At 68.7% G+C, this 23,810-nt stretch carries 27 protein-coding genes; 17 read left to right on the top strand and 10 right to left on the bottom strand.

Annotated elements, in window-relative coordinates:
- Positions 1-19 precede the first annotated feature (19 nt).
- Genes D3230_RS00865 through mutM form a run of 7 tightly spaced genes read left to right on the top strand, consistent with a single transcriptional unit; the run spans position 20 to position 5,197 of the window.
- A complete protein-coding gene (locus D3230_RS00865) occupies positions 20-1,420 on the top strand; it encodes a histidine kinase (RefSeq protein WP_202343124.1) in 1,401 nt (466 codons plus the stop codon).
- Positions 1,413-2,114, top strand: coding sequence for a response regulator (locus D3230_RS00860; RefSeq protein ID WP_202343123.1), 702 nt, complete (start codon positions 1,413-1,415; stop codon positions 2,112-2,114). The genes D3230_RS00865 and D3230_RS00860 overlap by 8 nt, the downstream gene beginning before the upstream one ends.
- A 24-nt stretch (positions 2,115-2,138) precedes the next feature.
- A complete protein-coding gene (coaD, locus tag D3230_RS00855; protein WP_202343122.1) occupies positions 2,139-2,633 on the top strand; it encodes a pantetheine-phosphate adenylyltransferase in 495 nt (164 codons plus the stop codon).
- Positions 2,633-3,247 carry a YceD family protein gene (locus D3230_RS00850; RefSeq protein ID WP_202343121.1) on the top strand — a complete coding sequence of 205 codons (615 nt, stop codon included), beginning with the start codon at positions 2,633-2,635 and terminating at the stop codon, positions 3,245-3,247. Before coaD ends, D3230_RS00850 begins: the two co-directional genes overlap by 1 nt.
- Positions 3,248-3,260: 13 nt before the next feature.
- On the top strand, positions 3,261-3,464 hold the full coding sequence (gene rpmF, locus D3230_RS00845; protein ID WP_087016013.1) for a 50S ribosomal protein L32: 204 nt from the start codon (positions 3,261-3,263) through the stop codon (positions 3,462-3,464).
- Between the two features lie 10 nt (positions 3,465-3,474).
- The gene (gene rnc, locus D3230_RS00840; protein ID WP_202343120.1) at positions 3,475-4,218 is read left to right on the top strand and encodes a ribonuclease III; all 744 of its coding nucleotides are present in this window, start codon (positions 3,475-3,477) and stop codon (positions 4,216-4,218) included.
- Between the two features lies 1 nt (position 4,219).
- Complete coding sequence (gene mutM / locus D3230_RS00835; protein ID WP_202343119.1) at positions 4,220-5,197, top strand: bifunctional DNA-formamidopyrimidine glycosylase/DNA-(apurinic or apyrimidinic site) lyase; 978 nt, start codon at positions 4,220-4,222, stop codon at positions 5,195-5,197.
- Positions 5,198-5,452: 255 nt separating this feature from the next.
- On the opposite strand, the gene D3230_RS00830 is transcribed toward mutM, so the two are convergent.
- The 3 genes from D3230_RS00830 to D3230_RS00820 all read right to left on the bottom strand — a co-directional run bounded on the left by D3230_RS00830 (position 5,453) and on the right by D3230_RS00820 (position 7,104).
- A complete protein-coding gene (locus D3230_RS00830; protein WP_202343118.1) occupies positions 5,453-5,776 on the bottom strand; it encodes a hypothetical protein in 324 nt (107 codons plus the stop codon).
- A 93-nt stretch (positions 5,777-5,869) separates the two neighbouring features.
- Complete coding sequence (locus D3230_RS00825; protein WP_202343117.1) at positions 5,870-6,862, bottom strand: SRPBCC family protein; 993 nt, start codon at positions 6,860-6,862, stop codon at positions 5,870-5,872.
- On the bottom strand, positions 6,859-7,104 hold the full coding sequence (locus D3230_RS00820; RefSeq protein WP_202343116.1) for a hypothetical protein: 246 nt from the start codon (positions 7,102-7,104) through the stop codon (positions 6,859-6,861). The genes D3230_RS00825 and D3230_RS00820 overlap by 4 nt, the downstream gene beginning before the upstream one ends.
- An 82-nt stretch (positions 7,105-7,186) precedes the next feature.
- Here D3230_RS00820 and D3230_RS00815 point away from each other — a divergent pair, with 82 nt between their 5' ends.
- Both D3230_RS00815 and D3230_RS00810 read left to right on the top strand, forming a co-directional pair.
- Positions 7,187-7,510, top strand: coding sequence for a putative quinol monooxygenase (locus D3230_RS00815; protein WP_202343115.1), 324 nt, complete (start codon positions 7,187-7,189; stop codon positions 7,508-7,510).
- Positions 7,511-7,593: 83 nt separating this feature from the next.
- Positions 7,594-7,977, top strand: coding sequence for an MmcQ/YjbR family DNA-binding protein (locus D3230_RS00810; RefSeq protein WP_202343620.1), 384 nt, complete (start codon positions 7,594-7,596; stop codon positions 7,975-7,977).
- Positions 7,978-8,047: 70 nt separating this feature from the next.
- Here D3230_RS00810 and D3230_RS00805 read toward each other — a convergent pair whose 3' ends face one another.
- The 3 genes from D3230_RS00805 to D3230_RS00795 are packed head-to-tail and all read right to left on the bottom strand — an operon-like array spanning position 8,048 to position 9,734.
- Positions 8,048-8,791, bottom strand: a complete 744-nt coding sequence (locus D3230_RS00805) for an alpha/beta fold hydrolase (RefSeq protein ID WP_202343114.1) — start codon at positions 8,789-8,791, stop codon at positions 8,048-8,050.
- Positions 8,792-8,831: 40 nt separating this feature from the next.
- On the bottom strand, positions 8,832-9,191 hold the full coding sequence (locus D3230_RS00800) for an iron chaperone (RefSeq protein ID WP_202343113.1): 360 nt from the start codon (positions 9,189-9,191) through the stop codon (positions 8,832-8,834).
- 9 nt (positions 9,192-9,200) lie between these two features.
- A complete protein-coding gene (locus tag D3230_RS00795; RefSeq protein WP_202343112.1) occupies positions 9,201-9,734 on the bottom strand; it encodes a hypothetical protein in 534 nt (177 codons plus the stop codon).
- 223 nt (positions 9,735-9,957) lie between these two features.
- Between D3230_RS00795 and D3230_RS00790 the strand changes: the two genes are divergently transcribed.
- Positions 9,958-11,550, top strand: a complete 1,593-nt coding sequence (locus D3230_RS00790) for an isocitrate lyase (protein WP_202343111.1) — start codon at positions 9,958-9,960, stop codon at positions 11,548-11,550.
- Positions 11,551-11,740: 190 nt separating this feature from the next.
- On the top strand, positions 11,741-12,715 hold the full coding sequence (locus D3230_RS00785; RefSeq protein ID WP_202343110.1) for a diaminopimelate dehydrogenase: 975 nt from the start codon (positions 11,741-11,743) through the stop codon (positions 12,713-12,715).
- Between the two features lie 9 nt (positions 12,716-12,724).
- Here the strand turns inward: D3230_RS00785 and D3230_RS00780 are convergent, their stop codons facing one another.
- Entirely contained in the window at positions 12,725-13,468 is a 744-nt protein-coding gene (locus D3230_RS00780; RefSeq protein ID WP_202343109.1) for an MBL fold metallo-hydrolase, read from the bottom strand.
- Between the two features lie 53 nt (positions 13,469-13,521).
- On the opposite strand from D3230_RS00780, the gene D3230_RS00775 reads away from it, so the two are divergent.
- Positions 13,522-14,166 (top strand): TetR/AcrR family transcriptional regulator, encoded by a 645-nt coding sequence (locus D3230_RS00775; RefSeq protein ID WP_202343108.1) that lies wholly within the window; start codon positions 13,522-13,524, stop codon positions 14,164-14,166.
- Here the strand turns inward: D3230_RS00775 and D3230_RS00770 are convergent.
- Together D3230_RS00770 and D3230_RS00765 are read right to left on the bottom strand one after the other, a co-directional pair.
- Positions 14,163-15,359 carry a calcium:cation antiporter gene (locus D3230_RS00770; protein WP_337249026.1) on the bottom strand — a complete coding sequence of 399 codons (1,197 nt, stop codon included), beginning with the start codon at positions 15,357-15,359 and terminating at the stop codon, positions 14,163-14,165. The two genes, D3230_RS00775 and D3230_RS00770, sit on opposite strands and share 4 nt — an antisense overlap.
- 133 nt (positions 15,360-15,492) lie before the next feature.
- Positions 15,493-16,221, bottom strand: coding sequence for a DNA methyltransferase (locus D3230_RS00765; RefSeq protein WP_337249025.1), 729 nt, complete (start codon positions 16,219-16,221; stop codon positions 15,493-15,495).
- Positions 16,222-16,312: 91 nt separating this feature from the next.
- Between D3230_RS00765 and D3230_RS00760 the strand changes: the two genes are divergently transcribed.
- Both D3230_RS00760 and D3230_RS00755 read left to right on the top strand, forming a co-directional pair.
- Positions 16,313-16,771: a MepB family protein gene (locus D3230_RS00760; RefSeq protein ID WP_202343107.1), complete on the top strand. Its 459-nt coding sequence runs from the start codon at positions 16,313-16,315 to the stop codon at positions 16,769-16,771.
- Positions 16,772-16,785: 14 nt separating this feature from the next.
- The gene (locus D3230_RS00755) at positions 16,786-17,172 is read left to right on the top strand and encodes a hypothetical protein (RefSeq protein WP_202343106.1); all 387 of its coding nucleotides are present in this window, start codon (positions 16,786-16,788) and stop codon (positions 17,170-17,172) included.
- Here D3230_RS00755 and D3230_RS00750 read toward each other — a convergent pair.
- A complete protein-coding gene (locus tag D3230_RS00750) occupies positions 17,126-17,887 on the bottom strand; it encodes an HAD family hydrolase (RefSeq protein WP_237466733.1) in 762 nt (253 codons plus the stop codon). The two genes, D3230_RS00755 and D3230_RS00750, sit on opposite strands and share 47 nt — an antisense overlap.
- A gap of 120 nt (positions 17,888-18,007) precedes the next feature.
- Here D3230_RS00750 and D3230_RS00745 point away from each other — a divergent pair, with 120 nt between their 5' ends.
- From D3230_RS00745 to D3230_RS00735, 3 genes are all read left to right on the top strand, one after another.
- Positions 18,008-18,394 (top strand): DUF4260 family protein, encoded by a 387-nt coding sequence (locus D3230_RS00745; RefSeq protein ID WP_202343104.1) that lies wholly within the window; start codon positions 18,008-18,010, stop codon positions 18,392-18,394.
- A gap of 140 nt (positions 18,395-18,534) precedes the next feature.
- Complete coding sequence (locus tag D3230_RS00740) at positions 18,535-19,095, top strand: OsmC family protein (RefSeq protein WP_202343103.1); 561 nt, start codon at positions 18,535-18,537, stop codon at positions 19,093-19,095.
- 140 nt (positions 19,096-19,235) lie between these two features.
- Positions 19,236-23,027 (top strand): AAA family ATPase, encoded by a 3,792-nt coding sequence (locus D3230_RS00735; protein ID WP_202343102.1) that lies wholly within the window; start codon positions 19,236-19,238, stop codon positions 23,025-23,027.
- The last annotated feature ends 783 nt before the right edge of the window (positions 23,028-23,810 follow it).

Here is a 23,810-nt window from a genome sequence, read left to right as displayed (position 1 = left end):
GAGAAGTTAGGGTGAGAACGTGATCACCGAAGCCGAGCTCCGCCTGCCGCGACCCCCCGGGGTCATTCGGCGTGCGCTCGCGGCGCACCCGGTCGTGGTCGACGTGTTCATCGTGGTGTGGTTTGTCATCGGCAGCCTGTTCGGCGTGCTCCTAGACCTGCTGAGCGCCGCGGACTGGGACGCCGGGGGCTCGCAGACCTGGATCGGGATCCCGCCGCACCTGGACTGGCCCTTCTGGCCACTCACGGTGCTCCGCATGGCCGTGGTCGGTACGGCGCTGTTCTTCCGGCGCAAGTATCCGCTCGCCGGTCTGATCGTCGTCGTGCTCGTGATGTTCGGCGAACAGGGGATGCAGGGGCTCGCGAACAGCGTCGCGGTGCTCTTTCTCATTTATGCGGTGCCCGTCTATCGCAGCGTCCCCGCGGGGTGGCTCGGCTACGGGATCGCCCTCGCCGGAAGCCTCGTGCAGTTCGGGCTCGACGTTCGTCGCGCGGGGCTGCGCGCCGGGCAGATGGGGCCGGGTGGCGCGTTCCTGGCGGACGCGGAGATGGTTCGCTCACCCACGGAGTTCATCGGTATCAGCCTGCTGAGCGCACTCTGGTTGCTCGCGATCCTCATGCTCGGGATCAACCTCGGGAACCGGCGTCGGTACCTCGAAGCGGTGATCGACCGCGCCCACCAGCTGGCCCGTGAGCGGCATCAGCTCGCGCAGCTCGCCGTGGTGGAGGAGCGGTCCCGGATCGCGCGCGAGATGCACGACATCGTCGCCCACTCGGTCTCCGTGATGATCGCGCTGTCGGAGGGAGCCGCGCGCGCCGCCGCGACCGCGCCCGACGCGGCGGTAGACGCGATGCACCGGAGCGCGGAGACCGGCCGCACCGCGCTCGGCGAGATGCGGCGGCTGCTCGGGGCGCTGCACTCCGAAACCGAGGGGGCCGAATTCGTGCCGCAGCCGGGCGTCGAGGATCTGCCCGAGTTGGTCCAGAGCTTCACGAACGCGGGATTGCGTGTGAGCCTCGCGGTGTCCGGCGACGCCAGCGGCGACCGTGGCCAGGACCTCGCCGTGTACCGGGTGGTGCAGGAGGCCCTGACGAACGTGCTGCGCTACGCGGGGACCGGCGCGCGCGCCGAGGTGATCGTGCAGCGGCTCACCGATCGCACCAGCGTTGAGGTGCGCGACTTCGGCCGCGTCCCCGGGGCCCCGCAGCCGGTGACGGGCGTGGGATCCGGGCGTGGTCTCGCTGGACTCAGCGAGCGCGCTCGCGTGTTCGGCGGGCGGATCGAGTCCGGCCCCGTACCCGAACACGCCGGCGGCGGCTGGCGACTCTGGGCGATCCTGCCCGTGAGCGCCGCCGCGCGCACCCCCGCCCTCGAGCGGCCCGACACGACCACCGCGGAAGAAAGTGACGCAGATGCCTGAGACCCCGATTCGAGTGATGCTCGTTGATGACCAAGAACTGATCCGCACCGGCTTCCGGCTCGTGCTCCTCGGAGAGCCCGGGATCGAGGTGGTGGCCGAGGCGAGCGACGGCGCCGCGGCGCTCGCGCAGCTCGAACGGCTCACCACCGCGGGGACGGGGTGCGACATCGTGCTCATGGACGTGCGGATGCCCGGCATGAACGGGATCGAGGCGACGCGGGCGGTCGTGGAGCGCTTCCCGGAGGTCCGCGTGCTCGTGCTCACGACGTTCGACCTCGACGAGTATGCGACGGGCGCGATCCAGGCGGGCGCGAGTGGGTTCCTCTTGAAGGATGCCCGGCCCACCGAGCTCGTCGACGCCATTCGCCGAGTCGTCTCCGGCGACGCGGCAATGGCCCCGAGCGTCACCAAGCGGCTCATGGAGCAGCTCCGTATTGGGGCTGCCGCGGGTGCCGGCGCCCCGGCTCCGGCGGAGGTGCCGCCGAGTGGCCCCGCACCCGAGCTTGAGGTACTCACCGAGCGTGAGCTCGACGTGCTCCGCCTAATCGCCGAGGGGAAGAACAACGGGGAGATCAGCGGGGAATTGTTCCTCTCCGAATCCACCGTGAAAACCCACGTGGGGCGGGTGCTCGCGAAACTCCAGCTGCGCGATCGCGTGCACGCGGTGATCTTCGCGAAACAGCACGGACTCTAAGCCGATACGGCTAGGGTAGAAGGTATGAGCAAGATCGCAGTCGTCCCGGGATCCTTCGATCCCGTCACCCTGGGGCACCTGGACGTGATTCGGCGCGCGGCGAGCGTGTTCGACGAGGTCCACGTGCTTGTGGTGCACAACCCCGGTAAGAACGCGATGCTGCCGCTCAGCGAGCGCGTCGGGTTGATCCAGAAGTCCCTCGCCGAGGATCCCGAGATCCCGGACAACATTCTCGTGGCGTCGTGGTCCGTGGGGCTCCTCGTGGACTACTGCACAGAGGTGGGTGCCTCGGTGCTGGTGAAGGGGATCCGTTCGCAGCTGGACGTGGCCTACGAGACCCCGATGGTGCTGATGAACCGCAGCCTCGCGAACGTCGAAACGGTGTTTATGCTGCCGGATCCGGCGCACGCGCACGTGTCGAGCACGCTCGTGCGGCAGGTCGCCTCCCTCGGGGGCGATGTGAGCCCGTACGTTCCGCCGGCCGTCGCGCGGTTCCTCGACAAGACGCGGCCCGCCTGATGTCGGGGGAGCAGACCACCGCGCGCGGTGGCGGAGCTTCGCGTGTGTTCGAGGAGAACATCCGGGACATTTTCAACAGGCCCGGCGAGATGCGTGAGCGGTCGCGCACCATCGTGCTGCCGGAGAAGTTCGGTGAGGCGCTCGCGGAGATCCCAGCGGGCACGGAGCTGGAGCTCGACGTGCGGCTCGAGTCCGTCCACGAGGGGATTCTGGTGTCCGCCGAGGCGCGCACCACGATGCACGCCGAGTGCGGCCGGTGCCTGAAAGATTTCACCACGCCGTTTGAAGTCGAATTCCAGGAGCTTTTCGCGTATACTCCTACGGAGGCCGACGAGTATGGGGTTCACGGTGATCACGTGGATCTTGAACCCCCGCTCCGAGACGCGGTAGTGCTTGCACTGCCGTTCCAGCCTGTGTGTCGCCCGGACTGCCCGGGACTCGATCCCGAGTCCGGTGAGCTGCGCGAGGCCGAGGCTGCAGCGGTGCCCGAAGCGGATTTCGATCCGCGCTGGGCGGCGCTGGCTGGCTTTGACACCACCAACGTTTCAACGGATTCCGATCCGATTGAAGGAAAACCTGGCCAGGGGGACACCCCCGGGTCTGAAAGCAAGTAGGAAAGAGAACATCATGGCTGTTCCCAAGCGGAAGATGTCGCGCTCGAACACCCGTCACCGTCGTTCGGCGTGGAAGGCTGCGGTCCCTACGCTCGTCAAGACCGAGGAAAACGGTAAGACGGTGTACAGCCTGCCCCACCGCGCACGCGTGGTCGAGGACTCGCAGGGCACGCCCCTGTTCCTCGAGTACAAGGGCCGCAAGGTCGCTGACATCTAAGACTGCTCGCGTGAACGGGAACGAATCATCGCTCCCGCGCACCGACCGGGACCAGCCGTCGGGGTCGCCTCAGGGCGGCCACGACGGCTTTCTCGTTTCCCTCGGTGTCGCGGTTGAGCCAGAGCTTGTGGAGCTCGCCCTGACGCATCGCTCCTGGGCGTATGAGCACGGCGGGGCCGCTCACAACGAGCGGCTCGAGTTCCTCGGGGACTCGATCCTCGGGCAGGCGGTCACCGTCAAGCTGTACCGCGATTATCCGGAGCTGAGCGAGGGTGATCTCGCGAAGCGGCGCGCGGCGCTCGTGTCGACGGTGGCGCTCGCGGAGGTCGCGCGCGAGCTCCGGATCGGCGAGGTGCTCCGGCTCGGCAAGGGCGAGGAGCTGACCGGGGGGCGCGAGAAGGACTCGATCCTCGCGGACTCGGTCGAGGCGCTCATCGGTGCCGTGTATCTCTCCTCGGGGCCCGCCGAAGCGGAGCAGTTCGTGCTGGGCCTGGTTGACCGGCTGCTCGTGGACCCGACCCGCCTCACGGACGAGCTCGACCCGAAGACCACGCTGCAACAGATGGCCGCGAAGCTGGGTCAGCCGCACCCGCCCTACGAGACCGAGGGGAAGGGGCCGGATCACGATCGCCGCTACCTCGCGCGCGTGCGGCTCGACGGCGTCACCGGGCGCGGCCAGGGAACGAGCAAGAAGGCGGCGGAGCTCGCCGCGGCGCGCGACGCGGTCGCGCGGCTCCGGGCTCGCGCGCGCTGACGTGCCCGAGCTTCCCGAGGTCGAGGTGGTACGGGCGGGGCTGGCCCCCGCCCTCACGGGCGCGCGCGTGCTCGCCGCGGAGGTGCGCGACGCGCGTGCGCTGAAGCGGCACCTGCCGCTGTCTGGCGATGACGGACTCGGCGGGCACGGCGTCACGATGCCGGCCGAGGCCGCAGCTGAACGCGCCGCCGACTTCGAACGGCGTGTCACCGGGCTCGTGTTCGACGCGCCCCAGCGGCGCGGCAAGTTCATGTGGCTCCCGGTCGCGGGCGCCGCCTCTGCCACGGCGGCGGATTCCCCAGCGCCGGGAGTCGCGGCCGAGTGGGCGCTGCTCGCGCACCTCGGCATGAGCGGCCAGCTCCTGCTGCGCGACACCGCCGCGGAGGACGATCGGCACGTGCGGATCCGGCTCTGGGTGGAACACCCCACGCACGGCGAGCTGCGCGTCGACTTCGCGGACCAGCGCCTGTTCGGGTCGCTCGCGCTCGACCGGCTCGCCCCCACGAGCGACGACGGCTCGCTCCTGCCGCTGCAGGCCGCCCGCATCGCGCGCGATCCGCTCGACCCCCGCTTCGACGATGCCGCGTTCCTGGCGGGGGTGCGCTCCCGTGCCTCGGGGATCAAGAAGCTGATTCTCGACCAGGCGCTCGTGAGCGGCGTGGGCAACATCTACGCGGACGAGGCGCTGTGGCGGGCGCGGCTCCACCCCGACACTGCGGGGCGCGCGATCAGCGCGCGCAAGGTCAGTGAGCTCCTCGGCGCGCTGCGCGACGTGTTTGCGCAGGCCCTCGCCGAGGGCGGCACCAGCTTCGACGAGCAGTATGTGAACGTGAACGGGCAGGCCGGGTACTTCGCGCACTCGCTCAACGCCTACGGCCGCGGGGGAGAGGCGTGCCCGCGCTGCGCCACCGCGATCAAACGGGTGCCGTTCGGTGGACGGTCGAGCCACTACTGCCCGCGGTGCCAACGGCGGCGGTGACATCGCGAGGCGCGCCGAGGGTGTCGGCGCGCTCAATTGCCAGCTGGGCGTGCCGTACTGAGCGTGTGATCGTGCAGGATCGCTGCGACCCGTGCCCAAGCGGGGAAATGCGGCGGCTCAACCGCCGGTGTACCACGGGCCTGGGGAGTGTGCTGGCGCGACGTTCGTATCGCACCGTCCACGCCTCGGCGTCCGCCTCGCGGTACCCGGTTGAGGCGCGGGTGGGGCCCGCGCGGTCCGCCCCGAGCGCAGCCATCACGGTTTCCGCCCCGAGGTCCCCGTCCAAGACTCGCGCGAAGATATTGACGACGACCGTGCCGTCTCCGCCGCGCTTGCCGCGGTCGTGGCCGTCGTGGCCGTCGAGGTAGTCGAGACTACGCTCATCGAGCGTTGCCGCGATCCACTCGATCGCGTGCGCGATGAGGGCGCGGTCGCGGGATCGAGGCCGGTCTCTCGGACGCGTCCGGCCTGGCCGAGCGTGCCCTCTCGGACCATCCACTCGCCGGTGGCCTCGCTGGACCAGATCTGCACGAAGCGGCGTGGCGTGTCCGTGGTGACGAGGTGCGCCGTGTGCTCCACTCGGTGAGGCTGTGGGCGGTGAGCTCACGGCCTCATGCTAGCGGGCCCCTCCTGGCGAATGTCGTGTGCACGCGCGTTCGGCCGGGGGCCGCGTTAGCGGAACGCGCGAGCGATGCCGCCTCCGAGCTGTGAGAGCTGCAGCCAGAGCGCGAATCGATAGAGCGGGCGCATGAGGCCGCCAGGGATCGGCCGGCGGGCACGACTCGGGTTCCGTTCCCACGCGAGCGCGAGGCGGAGGTGCGTGCCACCGGCGGCGGGTTCGAGCTCGACCCTGATGCAGCGTGCGTTCGAGAGCGGTGCCTCCGGGAAAGTGAATCGCCACTCGATGAGTCGCGGTTCTTCACGGGCGAGCAGTTCAACGTGCTGGGTGATGAAGTCGGGCTTCACGCGAATCGCTTTCCCGTCGGCTCGCGCGGTGCGGGCGGTCGCCGTCCGTATCTCGCCGACGTTCATGGTCGCTGGTGCACCGCCCACGTGTTCGAGGCTCGGTTCCCACTCTGGCATCCGCGACGGATCGGCGAGCAGTTCCCAGACCTGTTCGGGGGAAGCCGGGACGAACGCTTCGGACGAGCCCGAAAGCGCATCACCGCGGACGGTGCGCCGTGGCGTGTGGGTGGGAGTGCGCTCGGCCTCATCCAGCCTTGCGGTGACGGCCGCAGGCGTGGTGTCACACCGTGCGAGGATGGCCTCGATCATGCCACTTGGTTCTCCGACGAGTTCGCGGAGCACCGCTGCCGCATTGCCGCGTTTCCCGTGCTTGCTTGCGCGTGTGAGGACTCCGAGTGCGCGGTCGCTCCACTCGTAGCCGTCCGTCTCGTGAAACACGATCGTGCCTGTCTCGGGTGCCGCCGTCTGGATGCCCAGCGCCGCGAGTTGGTCGAGGTGCTGTTCCGCGACCGCCTGCCGGACGGAATCCAGCGTCATGCTGAAGCTGCGCAGTACCTGTCCGGGGATCTGTTCGGTGAGTACGAGGGCGATCAGCAGGTGATCGATGTCGGCGGGGCGCTGTCCGACGCGGGAGGCCTCTTCCATCGCGGTGAGCGAGAGTGCGTGCGAGGTGCGGGCGGCTTCGGAGAGTGTGCTCACGTGTTTCTCCGGGGGACGGGGATGGTCGGATCGATCTTCTTCGCGTACTTCTTGTGTGCGGCTTGGCGAGAGACGCCGAGTGCGTCCGCGATCTCCTGCCACCGCATGCCAGCTCGAAGCGCGGCCTCCACCTGTGCGAGTTCAAGGCGGTCGGTGAGGGTGCGCAAGGACGCGACTGCTCTGAGGCCGGAGCGCGGGTCGCTGGTGTCGGCGGCGATGCTCGCGACCTGAGGAGATTCCATACTGAGCAAGCTACGTTGACATCACACTGATGTCAACCTGGGTTGCTTAGTGGGGTGGAGTGGCGGCGCCTAGAATTGACGCATGTACTTCATCGTCGTGAAATTCAAGACCAAAGCGGAATACACCGAGCAGTTCATGAATCTTGTGGGGCCATTCACCTCGCGCACTCGTGAGGAGCCGGGCAACCTGTGGTTCGACTGGTCACGCAGCATCGAGGATCCCAGTGAGTTCGTCCTGGTCGAGGCGTTCCGTGACGACGAAGCCGCTGCCGCTCACGTCAATAGCGATCACTTCACGGCCGGGCTCGAATCGATGCGTCCCGCCCTCGTGGCCACGCCGAAGATCGTTTCTCGCAAGGTCGACGGCGATTCGTGGGGCGAGATGGGTGAATTGACGATCAACTAGGGCATGATTGCTCAGTCGGCGTGGGCCTTCCCGCGGCGACGGAGTTTCCCCGGGGAAGGGCCGAAAGCGAGAGTGTGGAATCGATGCACGGAGACGAGCTACAGCGTCGGGCAGCTGAGCGCACCGAGGAGCTTCCCGGATCGGCACTGACCCACCCGTTTGGCGAAGCCTGGGACGTGTGGAAGGTGCAGGGCAAGGTCTTCATGCTGCAGTCCGAGGTTGCCGGGGTGCCGATCGTCACGCTGAAATCCGCGCCCGCGGATAGCCAGGTGCTGCGAGACGCGCACGACGACATCACGCCGGGCTACCACATGAATAAGCGGCACTGGATCACGCTGCGACCGGGCGGAAAGCTTGACGCTCAGATGGTTGACGACCTGGTCACCGAGTCCTATTTGCTCGTTGTCGAGCAGCTTCCGAAACGGCTCCGCCCGGTGAACCCGGACACCTTTGGGCAAACCGCCTGACTGCAGCGGCTCGGCGCTGGGACCAGATGATGCTCCAGGATCCGTGCACGAGGGTTGACGGTCGGGCCGGTCAGCTGGTGGCGCGAGCGCGGGTCTGGTGCAGGATCGACACGAGCGCCTCGGGCTGCGTGAGGGGGACGTCGTGGCCAGCCCCGGGAATCGTATGCAGCGCGCTCCCGGGGAGGGCGCGGTGCGTGAGCTCCGCAGAGTTGCGCATCAGCCGTCGCTCGCGGGAACCGACGACCACGGCGACCGGGCCCGGATACGCGGACCATTCGGCGGGCAACGTGAATCGAATGTTCTCGCCCACGCTGTTGAGCAGAGACGCCTTCGAGAGCCGCGCGCTGTCGGCGACGTACGCCTCGGTCAGGGCAGCCGGCACCCCCAGTTGTCGGGCCTGAGTGCGCGCGAAGCCGGGACGGCGCGCGAGCGGTGCAGATGCCGCGAGCAGGGCCAGGGTCGGCCGTGGAGCCGGCGCGGGGATGGTCTCGGCGCTCACCACGGTGGCGCTCCGCACCAGCTCCGGGTGTTCGCTCGCGAGCAGGATCGCGAGCTGCGCGCCGAGGGAGAATCCGGTGACGTGCACGCCCTCGGGATGCGCGCGCTGGATCCACTCCGCCAGCTCAACGGTCGTCGCGCGGTGGCTGCGATACGCCTCCTGCCAGCGGGAACCGTGCCCCGGCAGATCCGGGACCTCGGGCGCCCAGGACGGGTCGAGCAGATCGAGGACGGGCTGCCACATCCACGCGGAGACACCGCCCCCGTGGAGGAATAGCATGGGGGCGGGAGGCTCGGGGCGCGAGGGGGCACTCATGCCCGCAGCCTAGCAACGAGCGAGCGGGCGCGTGGGGCTCTTACCGCCCGCGTTCGATTTCGCGCACATGCACCCGAACCAGGGCCTCGATCAGCTCGCTCGGCAACGGGGTATCAAGGGTGAACTTGATGGCGTGTGCCGTCGTGGCGTAGCCGGTCAGCTGATCGCGCAGTTCGTCGATTGCCCAGGATGACGGGTAGAAACTCAGATGCTTCTTCGACGCGGTGAAATAGACCAGCGCGCGGTCCTGGACCAGCAGGGTGGGCATGCCGTAGCTGATGGTCTCGGTGGCCTCGGGCACGAGCGCGGTCACGAGCTGCCGGATCCGCTCGAGTGCTGCGCGGGGTGCGGGATCGAGGCGCGACAGGTACTCGTCGATAGTCTGCGGCTTCTCGGTCATGCTCCGAGCCTACTGCTGGAGCGCGTCCGCGATGCGCTGCGCCGCGTCCCGGTCGCGGGCCACGAACTGGACGCCGGATCCGGTGGCCGTCGAGACTGTCACGACGGCGGTGCCGCCCATGCTGAAGCGGAGCATGCGGTCCCCAGCCACGGTGACGGGTGCCGCGGGCCAGTTGATGATGCTCGGGTTCATGCCGTCGTCTGCGGCCACCGTGACCCGGGTCACGTCGGAGCGTGGCAGTGTTCGGGAGACGAGCGGAGCGCGGAATCGGGCCCGTTCCGGGGTCACGGTGACCGAGATCGTGGCACCCCAGGCCCACCAGGCGCCGAACGCAAGCAGCGCGAGGGGGATCAGCCAGGTCGCCACGATTCCGGTGGCGAACACGATGACGCCCGCAAACGCCGCCGCAACCCCCAGGGCCACGAGCGGGCCGACGCGAGCGACGCCGTGCGCGCGCTCGATGTCCGAGAACTCGCCGCGGGAGCGGCCGGGATCGGTGCTCGCCCCACGGGGTGGGTGCGGGGCCGGAACCGGGGGAGTCATAGCTCTCCTCTCGTGAGGGCGGAACTCCAGGCTACGGGGTGTCGTGCGGGGTCACGAGTGGCGCCGAAAGGCGCGTCGGCCCTGCAGATTTTCCGACGAGCAGAAATACGCATGTTTTTCCCCTGTGATTTGGCGGGTGTGGCGGTTGCGGTGGGTGCAGAGTGAGAAGTAGCCCGAATCGATCACCGAAACGTGATCCGGCCATCACCACAAAGGAGTCACCATGACCGCATTCCAGAACGACATCGAAGCCGTGGAGGCACTCAAGGCGGAGCACGGTTCCGCATGGGATCAGGTCAACCCGGAGTACGTCGCTCGGATGCGCGCCCAGAATCGGTTCAAGACCGGTCTCGAGATCGCGCAGTACACCGCCGACATCATGCGCCGCGACATGGCCGAGTACGACGCCGATTCCTCCGTTTACACGCAGTCGCTCGGTGTCTGGCACGGCTTCATCGGCCAGCAGAAGCTGATCTCGATCAAGAAGCACCTGAAGACCACGAACAAGCGCTACCTGTACCTCTCGGGCTGGATGGTCGCCGCCCTCCGCTCCGAGTTCGGCCCGTTGCCGGATCAGTCGATGCACGAGAAGACCTCGGTGCCGGCGCTGATCGAGGAGCTCTACACCTTCCTCCGTCAGGCCGACGCCCGCGAGCTCGACCTGCTCTTCACGCAGCTCGATGACGCCCGCGTTGCCGGAGACGAGACGGCGGTGGAGTTCCTGCAGTCGCAGATCGACAACTACGAGACCCACGTGGTGCCGATCATCGCGGACATCGACGCCGGCTTCGGCAACCCGGAGGCGACGTACCTGCTCGCGAAGAAGATGATCGAGGCGGGCGCCTGCGCGATCCAGATCGAGAACCAGGTGTCGGACGAGAAGCAGTGCGGCCACCAGGACGGCAAGGTGACCGTCCCGCACGAGGACTTCACCGCGAAGATCAACGCCGTGCGCTACGCGTTCCTCGAGCTCGGCATCGACAACGGCGTGATCGTTGCCCGCACTGATTCGCTGGGTGCCGGCCTGACGCAGAAGCTCGCCGTCACGAACACCCCGGGCGACCTCGGCGACCAGTACAACTCGTTCCTCGACGTCGAAGAGATCTCGGAGTCCGAGCTCGGCAACGGCGACGTCGTGATCAAGCGCGACGGCAAGCTCCTCCGCCCGAAGCGTCTCGCCTCGAACCTGTTCCAGTTCCGCAAGGGCACGGGTGAGGATCGCTGCGTGCTCGACTGCATCACGTCGCTGCAGAGCGGCGCCGACCTGCTCTGGATCGAGACCGAGAAGCCGCACGTCGAGCAGATCGCCGGCATGGTGGATCGGATCCGCGAGGTCATCCCGAACGCGAAGCTCGTCTACAACAACAGCCCCTCGTTCAACTGGACCCTCAACTTCCGCCAGCAGGCCTTCGATCAGATGGCCGAAGAGGGCAAGGATCTGTCGGCCTACGATCGCGACAAGCTCATGAGCGTCGATTACGACGGCAGCGAGCTCGCACAGCTCGCCGACGAGAAGATCCGCACCTTCCAGAAGGACGGCTCGGCTCGCGCGGGCATCTTCCACCACCTGATCACCCTGCCGACCTACCACACGGCCGCGCTGTCCACGGACAACCTGGCCAAGGGCTACTTCGGTGACGAGGGCATGCTCACCTACGTCCGCGACGTGCAGCGCGAGGAGATCCGCCAGGGCATCGCGACGGTCAAGCACCAGAACATGGCCGGCAGCGACATCGGCGACAACCACAAGGAGTACTTCGCCGGGGACGCGGCCCTCAAGGCCGGCGGCAAGGACAACACGATGAACCAGTTCTAAGGGTTCCCGCTCACAGGCGGGGCACGGCGGAGGTCGTGCCCCGCCTGTGGTGTGCCTGGGGTGTCCGCCGCGTCGGCGCATCGCCTGCCAAGTTGACCCTGTACCCGCGTGCACGCCATCATGAATGCGCGGGGCCACATCGCGCTCCGACCAGACCAGTGCCGCGTCGCACCGGGCAGAAAGGCACGTGATGAGCATCCGTATTGGCATTGTTGGCTACGGCAACCTCGGACGGGGCGTGGAGACCGCGATCCGGCTGCAGCCTGACATGGAGCTCGTCGGGGTGTTCACGCGCCGGGATCCGGCGCAGGTCGCCACGGGTGGTGCCGCGGTGTTCGCGCTGGATTCGCTCGCGGACCGTCGCGACGATATTGACGTGCTGGTGCTGTGTGGCGGATCGAAGAGCGACCTGCCCGAGCAGACGCCCGAGCTTGCCGCTCGGTTCACCGTGGTGGACAGCTACGACAATCACGGTCAGATCCCGCAGCACTTTGCCGCCGTTGACGCGGCGGCGCGGGCCGCGGGGACGACCGCGGTGATCTCGACTGGGTGGGACCCGGGGCTGTTCTCGATCAACCGCCTATACGGCGAAGCGATCCTCGCGCAGGGCGAAACGTACACGTTCTGGGGCCGGGGCCTGAGTCAGGGGCACTCGGATGCGCTGCGCCGCGTCCCGGGAGTTGCCGGTGCCGTGCAATACACGATCCCCGCGGAACACGCGATCGAGCGGGTGCGCGCGGGGGAGCAGCCCGAACTCACGACGCGCGAGAAGCACGATCGCCAGTGCTTCGTGGTGCTCGAGGATGGGGCTGACGCCGAGCAGGTCCGCGAGGCGATCGTCACCATGCCCGACTACTTCGCGCCCTACGACACGACGGTGACGTTCATCACTGCTGAGGAGCTGGCCCGGGACCACACCGGCATGCCGCACGGCGGCTTCGTGATTCGAAGCGGTGCGTCCTCCCCGGGGACGACGCAGACCATCGAATATCGCCTGCAGCTCGATTCGAACCCGGAGTTCACCGCGAGCGTCCTCGTCGCATACGCCCGCGCCGCTGCCCGCCTGGCCGCCGCCGGAGATCACGGGGCGAAGACGCCCTTCGATATCGCCCCGGGCCTGCTCTCCCCGAAATCGGCGGCCGAACTGCGCGCCGAGCTGCTCTAAGAGCCCGGACTACTCTCGCGCAGCGGGTGTCGCGGCGTCGGCGGTGGCATACCGGGCGACCTCCGCGAGCGCCTGCGCGACTCCCGTGTTCCACGGTGCCCCGTGGCCCGGGAGCACCCACCGGGCCTGCGTTGCGGCGAGTCGTTCCAGCGAGCGCAGTGCCTCTGCGGGGTCGTCGGTGAAGGGGGCCGGCTGCGGGCCAGCGTGGCCCGTGAGAACGTGGCGTGTGGTCAGGCCATCGCCCACGAACACCGCGTCGACAAGCGGCGAGTGGAACGCGACGCTTCCGGGTGAGTGCCCGGGAATGGTGATCACCCGTGGAGCGCCGGGAAGGTCGAGGGTTTCGCCGTCGTGGATGGGGTGGGTCTCACGCAGCCAGGCGGTGCGCAGCCCACCTTTTCCGAGGGCGTAGGCGAAGAAGCCGAGGAGTGCCCCGAGGCGCGAGGCCTGTGCCGCGTTCTTCGGCTTCGGGCCGCCGCGCGCCCGTTCAGCGTCGCCCGGATGAATGAATGTCGGGACGCCGTGATCGCGGCGCAGCCGCTCGGCGAAACCCAGGTGATCGGAGTCGCCGTGGGTGAGGAGCACGGCTCGGATGTCGCCAATGGGGCGGTGTAGGGTGGCGAGTTCCCGCTGCAGGTCACGCGAGTGCCCCGGCAACCCCGCGTCGATCACGGTGATGCCCTCGGGGGTCACGATCAGGTAGGCGGCGACGATATCGGAGCCGATGCGGTGGAGGCCGGGTGCGAGTTCCATGATGGCTACTCTAGTTAGCCATCATGGCTAACGTCAATAGCTATAGTGGGGGGATGGCTGCACCGGATAAGACCACCCTCCCCGAGATCGTGCGCGTGGCGAGCGAACTCCTCGAACGCACGGGGGCGGCGGGGCTCACTATGCAAGCGGTCGCGGCCGGGGTCGGCGTGCGCGCTCCCTCGCTCTATAAGCGCGTCGCGGGGCGTGAAGCGCTGCTTCAGCTCGTGTCGGACGCGCAGTTGCGCGAGCTCGGCGCGCGGCTCGAAACCGCGCGGAACCTCCCCGACCTGGCGAACCGCTTCCGGGCATTTGCGCACGAGCGGCCCGAGGCTTTCCAGCTCATCATGAGCCCGGGACGCGGAGTCGCTGCGCCGGACGCCGGCACCGTGACAGTGCCGGACCCCGGCACCGCAACAGCGGCCGACGCCAGCGCCGCGGCGGATCACGCTGCCCCCGTTGCGGCGAGCGCAGCCGTGCTCCGCCTCGTGGCGCGCACGCTTCCGGAGGTGGAGGTGATCGACGCCGCACGGACGCTCACCGCATGGGCTACCGGGTTCGTCACGATGGAACTCGGTGGTGGCTTCCAGCTCGAGGGAGATATTGAGCGTGCCTGGAACTATGGGGTTGACCGCATGACGGCGCTGATCGGGGGTCGCGGCCAAGCGGACTCTGCCCGGACCCCCGCGTCGCGTCCCTAGGCGAACACGGTCAGCCCGTACACCGCGAAGACCACCAGGTGCGCGGCACCGTGCATCGCCGTAACCTTTTTTGCTGAGAAGGTCGTCACCGTGAGCAGCAGCGTGACCCCGAGCATGAGCAGATTCGTGGGGGTCTCCGCGAGCACCACGGTCTGCCCGGTGAGGCTGCCGATGATGAGCACGGCCGGAATCGTGAGGCCCACCGTGGAGACGAGCGCGCCGTGGCAGAGGTTGCTGACGCGTTGCACCTCGCCCCGCAGCGCCGCCCGGACCGAGGTGATGGACTCGGGGAGGAACACGATCATCGCGATCAGGATCCCCGCGAGCGCAACCGGGGCACCCATGCGACCCAGACCGTCATCGAGGAGCGTGGCCATGTCGTGCGAGAGCAGCACAATCGGGAGGACGGTGACCACAAGCAACAGCACACGCCACAGGATTTCGCTGCGGTGCTCGGCGAGCACCTGCCCGATCGCCGGACGAGCAGCGGGTGCGGTGCCGTCGAGCGACGGGGTGTCACCTGCCGGGGGCTCCTCCGCGCCGAGCAGCGTCGGGTCCACCTCGCGGAAGTCCGCCGCCTGTGGCCCCATTTGTCGGATCAGGAAAAAGGCGTAGAGCGCGAGCGTGAGCACCACGATGGGGATCACCTGCGCGGGCGTGTAGGAGCCGCCCACCCCGATCATCGCGGGAAGCGCGAACGCGAGGGAGGAAAGGACGACAATCAACGCCAGGTAGCTGGACGTCCCGGTGCTGTTGTGCCGCATCCCGCCGCGTTTCAGGCCGCCCAGCAGGAGCGAGAGACCCACGACGGCGTTCAGGATGATCATGGAGACGGCCATCACCGAGTCTCGGGCGATCGTCTCTTGTTTGCCGGGGCCGAGCATGACCGCGGAGATGAGCACCACCTCGATCAACACGATCGACAGGGTGAGCACCAGCGAGCCGTAGGGGTCTCCCAGCCGGTGGGCGAGATGCTCGGCCTCGTGCACCACGCCGAAGGCGCACACGAGGATGACGGCGATGATGATCACGAGCGCCGCCACGAGGAGCGGGGTCGGCACCGGTGGATCGAGCAGTGATCCCGAGAGCATCAGCGCGGCGAACGCGCCCCAGCCCAGGATCAGGCGGACGATTGCCGCAGGGGTGAAAATAGAGCGCACACTCACGGATCTTACGGAAGTATCGGTGGTCACGGGGAAATCCTCATCCGCGAGGTCGTCCCCGCGCCGTTCACACGTCCGGGCCGTCCCGTCCGGGCGCACTTGCGTGCTGCACGTTGTCCAGCCTATCGATCGTTCCCGAGCGCATCCTGCGCACGCCGAGCATTCACGCCGCCCGGCGGAAGACGAGCAGGGCGTCCGCAACGAGGTCGTGGGGATACCGGTCCCAGACGATCTCGGTGACCCCGAGCTCGGTGAGGTGCGCGCGCAGCACCCGGGCACAATCGGCGATGAGCGGCGTGCGCTCGCCGCGATGCAGGATATCGGCGACGTTCCACACGACGGTGCCGCCCGGGCGCACCACGCGGGCGCACTGCGCGGCGACGAGCCCCAGTTCGGAGAGGTAGCGCGCGTAGTCACCCGTATCGAGTTCGTACGCCGTCAGCGGATCCGCCGCGTGATCCTGCGCGGTCATATAGGGCGGAGAGGTGAGGATCAGATCCGCGGCGGGCGATGCCGGATCCTGCGCGAGCGCGGGGGCGAGGAGGCGAAGCATTTCGCGGGCGTCCCCCTCGATGATCCGCGCGCGGAGCGTGCGCTGCTGCAGGGAAGCGACACGCTCAGGCAATAACTCGATGCCGATGCCGCGACGCCCGAGCGCATCGGCGCGGGCGAGCGTGGTGCCGAAGCCAGCGAACGGGTCGCACACGAGCGCGCCGGGTGCGGTGCAGCGCTCAATGACGTGATCCACAAGATTCGCGAGCATGTGGACGTCCTCGTCGGCCCCGACTGGACGCTCCGCGAGGAACTGCGCGTGTGTCGCCTCGAGCCGGGGATCGAGCGGAGAAACGTGACCCGGGGCCACGCGCGGGTGCGGATCCAGCGTACTGCTCACTCTCGCAGTGTATCTCGCGCGCTGGCCCGCGAGACCGTACGCTGGACTTCCGCCCCGCCCGCACACCCCGACAGCACCGAGTGGACCACGAATGAACTTCTCTGCGTTCGAGCGATTCGCCGCGCTCCCCGGCGACCCCCTCGGGCCGCCGGGCGTTCCGGAAGCCGAGGAGCAGAACAGCGACTACGAATCCGGCGTGGTGCGCCTCGGGGATGCGCGATGGCGGATCCGGACCGCGCGGATCACGCCCACCAAGCCGGGCGCGTTTGTGGCCGTCTGGCGACGCAACGCAGCCGGCACGACCGAGCCGTTCGACGCAGAGGATCCGACCGCCGGGCTCCTCGTGTATATGGTGGACGGCCGCCACTTCGGCGTGTTCCGGTTCACCACCGCACACCTGGTGGAGCTCGGCGTCACCCGCTCGGCGACGCACGCCGGCAAGCGCGGGTTCCGGGTCTACCCGGGATGGAGCGTCGGCCTGAACCGGGCCGCCGAGCGCGCCCGCGCGGCCCAGGCGGCAGCGTTCCTCGACCTGAGTGACGTGCGGTGACCCCGGCACCCGGCGTGAGGCACCTCAGAGACGTCGCCCGCCTGGCGTTCGTCCTGCTCCCGCTCTCCGCACTGGTCACCTGCTTCGTCCTGTTCGGGGATCGATTTACGGCGCACACCCCCGCGGATCTGGCGCGGGCGAGCTACGGCTGGCCGATCACCTGGGTGACGCAGGATCTCTCGCGCTACGCGTATGTGGAATACCCCCAGACGGTGCCGTTCAATTTCACCCGCGCCTGGGACGCACCCATCCGGACGACCTTCCACTGGCAGTGGTTCCTCGTGGACACCCTCATCGTGGGGCTCGGGGTCACCGTGGTGTTCATGCTGGGTGCTCGGGCGATCCGACGGCGCATCACCTCGCGGGATCAGGACGGGACGGGTGCGGACGCCGTGAGCTGATCCGCGCGGGCCCGTCTCCCGGGAGCTCCATGTTCGCGGCGCGAATACGGGCAGCAAGCTCCCGCATGGGGACGGGCACTCGACCCGCGGCCGGGACGCCCACATAGTAGGCGCGCATGCCCGCCGCACGCGGCCCGGCAACGTCCGCCGTCCAGGTGTCGCCAACGAACGCCGCCTGGGACGCCACGATTCCGTCACGCTCGAGCACGGTGTCGAACAGCTCGGGTCGGGGCTTGCGCCACCCGATTTCGACCGAGGTGTGCACCCTCCGGAACGATCCGGCGATCCCGAAACGGGCAAGCTGCTCCTGGACCAGGCGCGGGTGGTGGGTGTTGCTCACCACGCTGAGCTGAAGCCCGGCCGCGGAGAGCTCGCGCAGGCACGCCGGCACATCTGACGCGAGCTGTATGTTGGCGGTCCACGCGGCCAGATACTCGTCGACGAGGCGATCGACTGCGGCGTGCGGGGCCTGCGGCACCCCGCTCAGCTCGAAGAAGCGGCGAGCGATCTCCCACATGGAGCACTCGCGACCCGATTCTTGTGCGCGTCCATCGAGTTCCGACCACGCGGTCTCCCAGGCCGCGCTCGCCTGATCCGGCGACAGCTCCAACCCGAGCCGTGTGGTCGCTCCGTGCGGGGCGTTCGCGTCGGCCGGGTGAATGTCCGGATCGTAATCGACGAGCGTGCCGAAGAAATCGAAGTAGACGTGGGTCATCACGCGTCCACGCTACCCGGGGTGCGCGCTGCCACGGGGCGCTCGCCGCTGCGCTCGCCGTCGGGCCAGCCGCTGCGCTCGCCGCAGGCAGCGCATCTCGGCGCCGATACGATGGAGCACATGGTGTTTTCTCGTGCAATGTGGGCCATGAGCGGTCTGGTCTGGCTCGCTGTCGCGGTGATGTGGTGCATCTGGTGGGGGTGGCCCGCCATCTTCGTCGTGGTGGTGTTCGGGGTGCTTCCCGACATTGCCCTGCTCGGTGCCTTTGCCGAGCGCGGGCGGCTGAAGCCCGAACGTGTTGGCTTCTACAACCTCATGCACGCCGTGGCCGTGCCGGCCGCGATCATCCTCGTCGGCTTCATCGTACTCTTGGTGACCGGCGGGATCACGGAGGGGTTCTGGGGGATCGCGCTCGCGGGACTCGCCTGGTTTGTGCACATCGCAGCCGACCGCGCCCTGGGCTTCGGCCTGCGCGACGCTGACGGCAATATCGTTCCCGTGCGCTAGGCCGTCCCGCCCCAAACCGGGGCCCGGCCGTGCGGCACCGTATGACGCCGGGTGACCCCGTGTGTCGCCGTGTGACGGCGTATAACGTCAGATAACGCCGCCGGATGCGCCGTGGAACGGCGGAGCCTACTGTGGCCTGCATGAGCACACTCACCGCACCCAGTACCACGTCCATTCCCGAGATTTCCGCGCAGGATCGCGCCGATCGCCTCGCCGCCGCGGGCTCCGCGTGGAGCGACCGCATCGACGCGAATCGGAACTCCTCGAAGCTCACGTACCGCGTGACCGGGGCCGGAGAGGGAGCCGTCGCAACCCGGGTGCGCTCGGGGAAGCACGAGTTCGTGATCGACGAGCCAGCGCCGCTCGCGGGTGATGACGTCGCTCCGAGCCCGGTGGAGTACGCGCTCGGGGCGCTGGCGGGCTGCCAGGTCGTGGTGTACCGGTTGTACGCGCAGGCGTTGGGGATCCAGGTTGACGACATCGACGTGAGCGTCGAGGGCGACCTCGACGCCGCACGCCTCCTGGGGAAGGATCCTGCGGTACGCCCGGGGTTCAGCGCGATCCGCGTGCAGGTGGAGATCACCGGACCCGAAACGCAGGAGCGGTACGAACACCTCCGCGACGCCGTGGATGTCAACTGCCCGGTGTTCGATCTCTTCGCCAACCCGACGCCGGTGAGCGTGACGGTCGCAAAGGCGTAGGCCGGGGACCGGAGGCGGTGGCCCGGGGCGCTGCGGCGCTCTGGGCCACCGCGCGATCCCGGAGTGCTGCCGCGTTCTGGGACCCTCACCCGGTAAAGTCGGTGGAAGATCCAGCGACCGAGACCCCGGGAGGAGGCCGCGTGCATCTGAAGAGCCTCACCCTGAAGGGGTTCAAGTCGTTCGCACAGCCGACGACCTTCCAGTTCGAGCCGAGCGTGACCGCCATTGTGGGGCCGAACGGCTCTGGCAAGTCCAACGTGGTGGACGCGCTCGCGTGGGTCATGGGGGAGCAGGGCGCGAAAACGCTGCGTGGCGGGAAGATGGAGGACGTGATCTTCGCGGGCACGGCCACCCGGGGACCACTCGGCCGGGCCGAGGTGCGGCTCACCATCGACAACTCGGACGGCGCGTTGCCGATCGAGTACTCCGAGGTGACGATCAGTCGCACGCTGTTCCGGAACGGTTCGAGCGAGTACGCGATCAACGGCGACTCGTGCCGCCTGCTCGACGTGCAAGAACTGCTCAGCGACTCTGGCTTGGGCCGCGAGATGCACGTGATCGTGGGGCAGGGGCAGCTCGACGCCGTGCTGCGCGCCACCCCGGAGGACCGGCGCGGCTTCATCGAGGAGGCCGCAGGGATCCTGAAGCATCGTCGCCGCAAGGAACGAACGCTGCGCAAGCTCGACGCGATGGAGACGAACCTCACGCGGCTGAACGACCTGGCGGGGGAGATCCGGCGTCAGCTGAAGCCGCTCGGGCGGCAGGCCGAGGTCGCCCGGGCCGCCCAGACGATCGCGGCCGAGGTGCGGGACGCGAAAGCCCGGCTCCTCGCCGACGACGTGTTCCGGCTGCGCAGCGAGCTTGACGCGCTCTCCCGCACCGAGGCCGAGCAACACTCGGAGCGCATCGTGCTGCAGGAACAGGTGGAGCAGAAGCAGCTCCGGATCCAGCGGCTCGAGGAAGATCAGCAGAGCGACGCGCTCGACGCGGCCCGTCGCGTCACCATGGGTCTCGAATCCGTGCAGTCCAAGTTCCGCGGCCTGTACGCGCAGAGCCAGCAGCGGTTGACCTTCCTCGCCACCCAGGCCGAATCGCCCGAGCACGTCACGCGTCTGAGCCGAGCCGCGGTCGATGAGGCAGCCGCGGAGGCCGTGCGGCTTGCCGAGGCGGTGCCCGCGGCTGAGGGGGCGTGGGAACGGAGCGTCGTCGCCACGCGGGCCGCCCAGCAGGCGCTTGACGCGATCGACGAAGAGATCTCCGCGCAGAGCGCGCTCGTCTCCCAGCACGATCTCCGGCTGTCACAGTTGCGCGGACACAGCGAGGCGGCCGCGCAGAAGCACGCCGCCGTCGGGCAGGAAATTGCGCGACGGGAATTGGCTGTTGAGCAGGCCGAGACGCGTCGGACCGAGGCGGAGCACGCGCTCGACGCCTTTGAGGCCCAGGACGATCGCAGCGAGGTCCCCGAGGCCGGACTCGATGATGCATACCAGGCGGCGCAAGACGCGCAAGCTGAGGCCGAACAGCGGCGGGACGCGGCGCGGGAGCGGCTGCACGCACTCGAGCAGGAACGCGCCGGCCTGGATGCCCGGGTCAGCGCACTCACCCGGTCATTGGACCAGCGCGACGCCTCCGGCGCGGTGCTGGAGGCGGGCGTCGCAGGGGTTGCGGGTCGCGTCGCCGAGCACGTCCGCGTGGCCGAGGGCTTCGAAGCCGCGATCGGCGCTGCGCTCGGGAGCTACGCGGACGCGCTGATCGTGGAGTCGGCGGCTGAGGCAGCGGAGGCGGTGCGCACCGCACGCGACGGGGACCTGGGGCGGCTCCGCACCGTGCTCGGCGGCACGTGCATGGCAGAATCTGGTGAACCGGCCCTTCCGGCGGCTGATCCGGCACCGGAGATCGCCGGGCTCACCCACGCGGGAGACGCTCTGCTCGCGGCCCCGGACGGGGTACGTGGGATCTTGGCGCGGAGTTTTATCGCCCCGGACATTGCTGCCGCGGTCGCGGCCGCGGCGGCGCTCACGACGCACTATCCCGGCGGAGGCTTCACCGTGGTGACTGCGGACGGCGATGTGCTGACCGCGCACACCCTGAGCGGCGGATCGCAACAGGCCCCGAGCCGCATCGAGCTCACCGCGGAACTGGATCAAGCCGCGACCCGGCGTGCTGAGGTGGTGGCGGCGATCGCGGACGTGGAGGTGGAGCTCGCGGATCTGCGGGCAGCTGCCACGAGCGCGAAGCACGCCGCGCAGGAGAGCTTCGCGGAGTTGCGCTCCGCCGATGCGCGCCTCGCGGAGCACGCGAAAGAGCGCAACCGCCTGGTCACCCGAGCCGAGGCGGCGGACGCGGAAGCAGAACGCGCCGCGCAGGGGCTCGCGGTCGCCGCCGAGTCGGCGCGCGAGACCGCCGCGCAGGCGGAGCGTGCGGCCTCCGCGCTTGCGGCGGCCGAATCCGAGCCCCGTCCCATCCTGGATGCGAGCCAGCGAGAACGGGCCTTCGCGGAGGTCGAGGCCGCGCGTGCGGCCGAGCTTGAGGTTCGCCTCGCGCTGGAGACCGCCCGTGAGCGTGCGCGCGCCGGGGCCGCCCAGCGAGACGCGCTCGAAGAACAACTCGCCGCCGAGCAGCGGGCCGCGGATGAGGCCGCGCGACGCGCGGTGCTGCGGGCCCGGCAGGTCGCGCAGGCGGAGCGGGTGGCTGAGGTGCTGCCCGCCATCCTGGACGCCTGCGATCGATCCCTCGCGGAGGCGCGGCTCGTGCAGCAGCAGGCCGAGCAGGAGCGTGCGAGGCACAGCCAAGAGCTGACGCTGATTCGCTCGGAGGAGTCAGCCCTGCGGCAGCAGCTGCAGGCGCTCACCGAGCGCGTGCACGGGGCCGAACTCAAGAGTTATGAGCGGAAACTGCAGCTGTCGACCCTACTCGAGCGATCCGGGAATGAGCTCGGCCTGGTCGAGGACGTGCTGATCGCGGAGTATGGGCCGGATCAGCCGGTTCCGGATCTGAGCGCCGCTGCGGCTGCCAGCAGCGGGGCGTCCGAGGGCGCTGCGGCTGTCGGGGCGGAGACCGAAGCGTCGCCGTTCGCGAATCGGCTTGAGGCCGAGCTCGCTGCGGAGCTGGGGCTCGTGGGTCCCGACGCCACCACGGGCGGGGACACACAGGAGATTCCGGCGCAGGATGACGCTGGGCATCAGACTGCCGAAGGAGACGACTCGGGCGCGGAGCGGGCGACGCCCGCCGCACAGGATCTGCCCACCGTGCCGTATGTCCGCGCCGAGCAAGAGAAACGGCTGGCTCGGGCCGAGCGGAGGCTCTCGGAGCTGGGGCGGATCAACCCGCTTGCGCTCGAAGAGTTTGCGGCGCTCGAGCAACGGCACGCGTTCCTCTCGGAACAACTTCAGGATCTCACCAAGACCCGTGCGGATCTGCTCTCGATCATTGAAGAACTCGACCAGAAGATGCAGGGCATCTTTGGGGCCGCGTTCGAAGACACGCGGATCGCGTTCGCCGAGGTGTTTCCCATCCTGTTCCCCGGAGGCTCGGGGGAGATCGCGCTGAGTAACCCCGACGACCTGCTGAACACCGGCATCGAAATGGTCGTGAAGCCCGCGGGGAAGCAAGTCGAGCGGATGTCGCTCCTCTCGGGCGGTGAGCGATCCCTCGCCGCGGTCGCCTGGCTGATGGCGATTTTCCAGGCACGCCCGAGCCCGTTCTACATTGTGGACGAGGTCGAGGCGGCGCTCGACGACGCGAACTTGGGGCGATTGTTGCAGGTGTTTGAGCGACTGCGCGAAAACTCTCAGCTCATCATCATTACCCACCAGAAACGCACGATGGAGATCGCGGACGCGCTGTATGGGGTGTCCATGCGCCAAGACGGGATCTCGGCCGTGGTTGGCCAGCGCCTCGAGCGCGAGGACCCGGTTGCGGCCTCCGCATAAGGGGTCACGAAATCCTCGTTGTGGGCGCGCGCGGTACAGGCACCGGCTCCGAGTGGCCGGTCTCGTTGATTGATGGCGTCAGGCGGGCTTGTCGGTTAGGTAGGGCAGGCAGGCAGGCAGGCAGGCGCGTCGGTGTTGGTGTCGGTGTCGGTGTTGGTGTCGGTGTCGGCGTCGGCGCAGGTGTCGGTGTCGGTGTGGCGTCGGTGTCGGCGTGATGTCGGTGTGATGTCGGTGTCCGAGCCGGTGTGGTGTACCTGGCGGTCGCAAAGCTACACGTGTGGATCGGGTGCCTGCGGTGCGGGTGGCCGCCGGAGGGTGCCTACCAGCGCGGGTGCGGATCAGCTCGGCTGCGTGTTAGAACGGGTGGTCGTCCCGGTCCTCAACCGTTTCAGAGTTCCCGTGACCGTCGGGTGGCGGGGTACCCGGTGATGTTCCCCCGGCTCGATTTCGTGTGTCGTCGTTGGGTGGTTCGATGACGGGTACGAACCTGACCCGGCTTGGTGGCCGGTCCTGGTATGTGCGTCCGGTCGGGTCTTTCCAGGACATATCCCCGGCGTCGTGTTGGGTGAGGGTCCACCCGGTGTGGTGTTTCATGACGTGATGGTTGCGGCAGAGGTGTGCGAGGTTATCGATCCGGGTGGGGCCGCCGTGTGCGGCGTCGATGGTGTGATCGATATCGCAGCGGTGTGCTGGGACGCGGCACCCAGGGGTGCGGCAGTGCTGATCCCGTGCAGCAAGGTACCGGCGTTGTGCCTGTGTGGGACTGTACGTGTTCGTGGATAT

Origin of the sequence: Leucobacter chromiireducens subsp. solipictus (genome assembly GCF_016758195.1) — a bacterium.
GTDB classification, from domain to species: domain Bacteria; phylum Actinomycetota; class Actinomycetes; order Actinomycetales; family Microbacteriaceae; genus Leucobacter; species Leucobacter solipictus.
Note: the sequence above shows the minus strand (reverse complement) of the source record. Positions and strands in the feature narration are given on the sequence as shown.

Excerpts from the sequence above, each read along its gene's own strand:
- D3230_RS00860 (WP_202343123.1), top strand. The coding sequence starts at position 1,413 with ATGCCTGAGACCCCGATTCGAGTGATGCTCGTTGATGACCAAGAACTG.
- coaD (WP_202343122.1), top strand. The coding sequence starts at position 2,139 with ATGAGCAAGATCGCAGTCGTCCCGGGATCCTTCGATCCCGTCACCCTG.
- D3230_RS00850 (WP_202343121.1), top strand. The coding sequence starts at position 2,633 with ATGTCGGGGGAGCAGACCACCGCGCGCGGTGGCGGAGCTTCGCGTGTG.
- rpmF (WP_087016013.1), top strand. The coding sequence starts at position 3,261 with ATGGCTGTTCCCAAGCGGAAGATGTCGCGCTCGAACACCCGTCACCGT.
- D3230_RS00820 (WP_202343116.1), bottom strand. The coding sequence starts at position 7,104 with ATGGAATCTCCTCAGGTCGCGAGCATCGCCGCCGACACCAGCGACCCG.
- D3230_RS00815 (WP_202343115.1), top strand. The coding sequence starts at position 7,187 with ATGTACTTCATCGTCGTGAAATTCAAGACCAAAGCGGAATACACCGAG.
- D3230_RS00810 (WP_202343620.1), top strand. The coding sequence starts at position 7,594 with ATGCACGGAGACGAGCTACAGCGTCGGGCAGCTGAGCGCACCGAGGAG.
- D3230_RS00805 (WP_202343114.1), bottom strand. The coding sequence starts at position 8,791 with ATGAGTGCCCCCTCGCGCCCCGAGCCTCCCGCCCCCATGCTATTCCTC.
- D3230_RS00800 (WP_202343113.1), bottom strand. The coding sequence starts at position 9,191 with ATGACCGAGAAGCCGCAGACTATCGACGAGTACCTGTCGCGCCTCGAT.
- D3230_RS00795 (WP_202343112.1), bottom strand. The coding sequence starts at position 9,734 with ATGACTCCCCCGGTTCCGGCCCCGCACCCACCCCGTGGGGCGAGCACC.
- D3230_RS00790 (WP_202343111.1), top strand. The coding sequence starts at position 9,958 with ATGACCGCATTCCAGAACGACATCGAAGCCGTGGAGGCACTCAAGGCG.
- D3230_RS00785 (WP_202343110.1), top strand. The coding sequence starts at position 11,741 with ATGAGCATCCGTATTGGCATTGTTGGCTACGGCAACCTCGGACGGGGC.
- D3230_RS00780 (WP_202343109.1), bottom strand. The coding sequence starts at position 13,468 with ATGGAACTCGCACCCGGCCTCCACCGCATCGGCTCCGATATCGTCGCC.
- D3230_RS00775 (WP_202343108.1), top strand. The coding sequence starts at position 13,522 with ATGGCTGCACCGGATAAGACCACCCTCCCCGAGATCGTGCGCGTGGCG.
- D3230_RS00760 (WP_202343107.1), top strand. The coding sequence starts at position 16,313 with ATGAACTTCTCTGCGTTCGAGCGATTCGCCGCGCTCCCCGGCGACCCC.
- D3230_RS00750 (WP_237466733.1), bottom strand. The coding sequence starts at position 17,887 with ATGACCCACGTCTACTTCGATTTCTTCGGCACGCTCGTCGATTACGAT.
- D3230_RS00745 (WP_202343104.1), top strand. The coding sequence starts at position 18,008 with ATGGTGTTTTCTCGTGCAATGTGGGCCATGAGCGGTCTGGTCTGGCTC.
- D3230_RS00740 (WP_202343103.1), top strand. The coding sequence starts at position 18,535 with ATGAGCACACTCACCGCACCCAGTACCACGTCCATTCCCGAGATTTCC.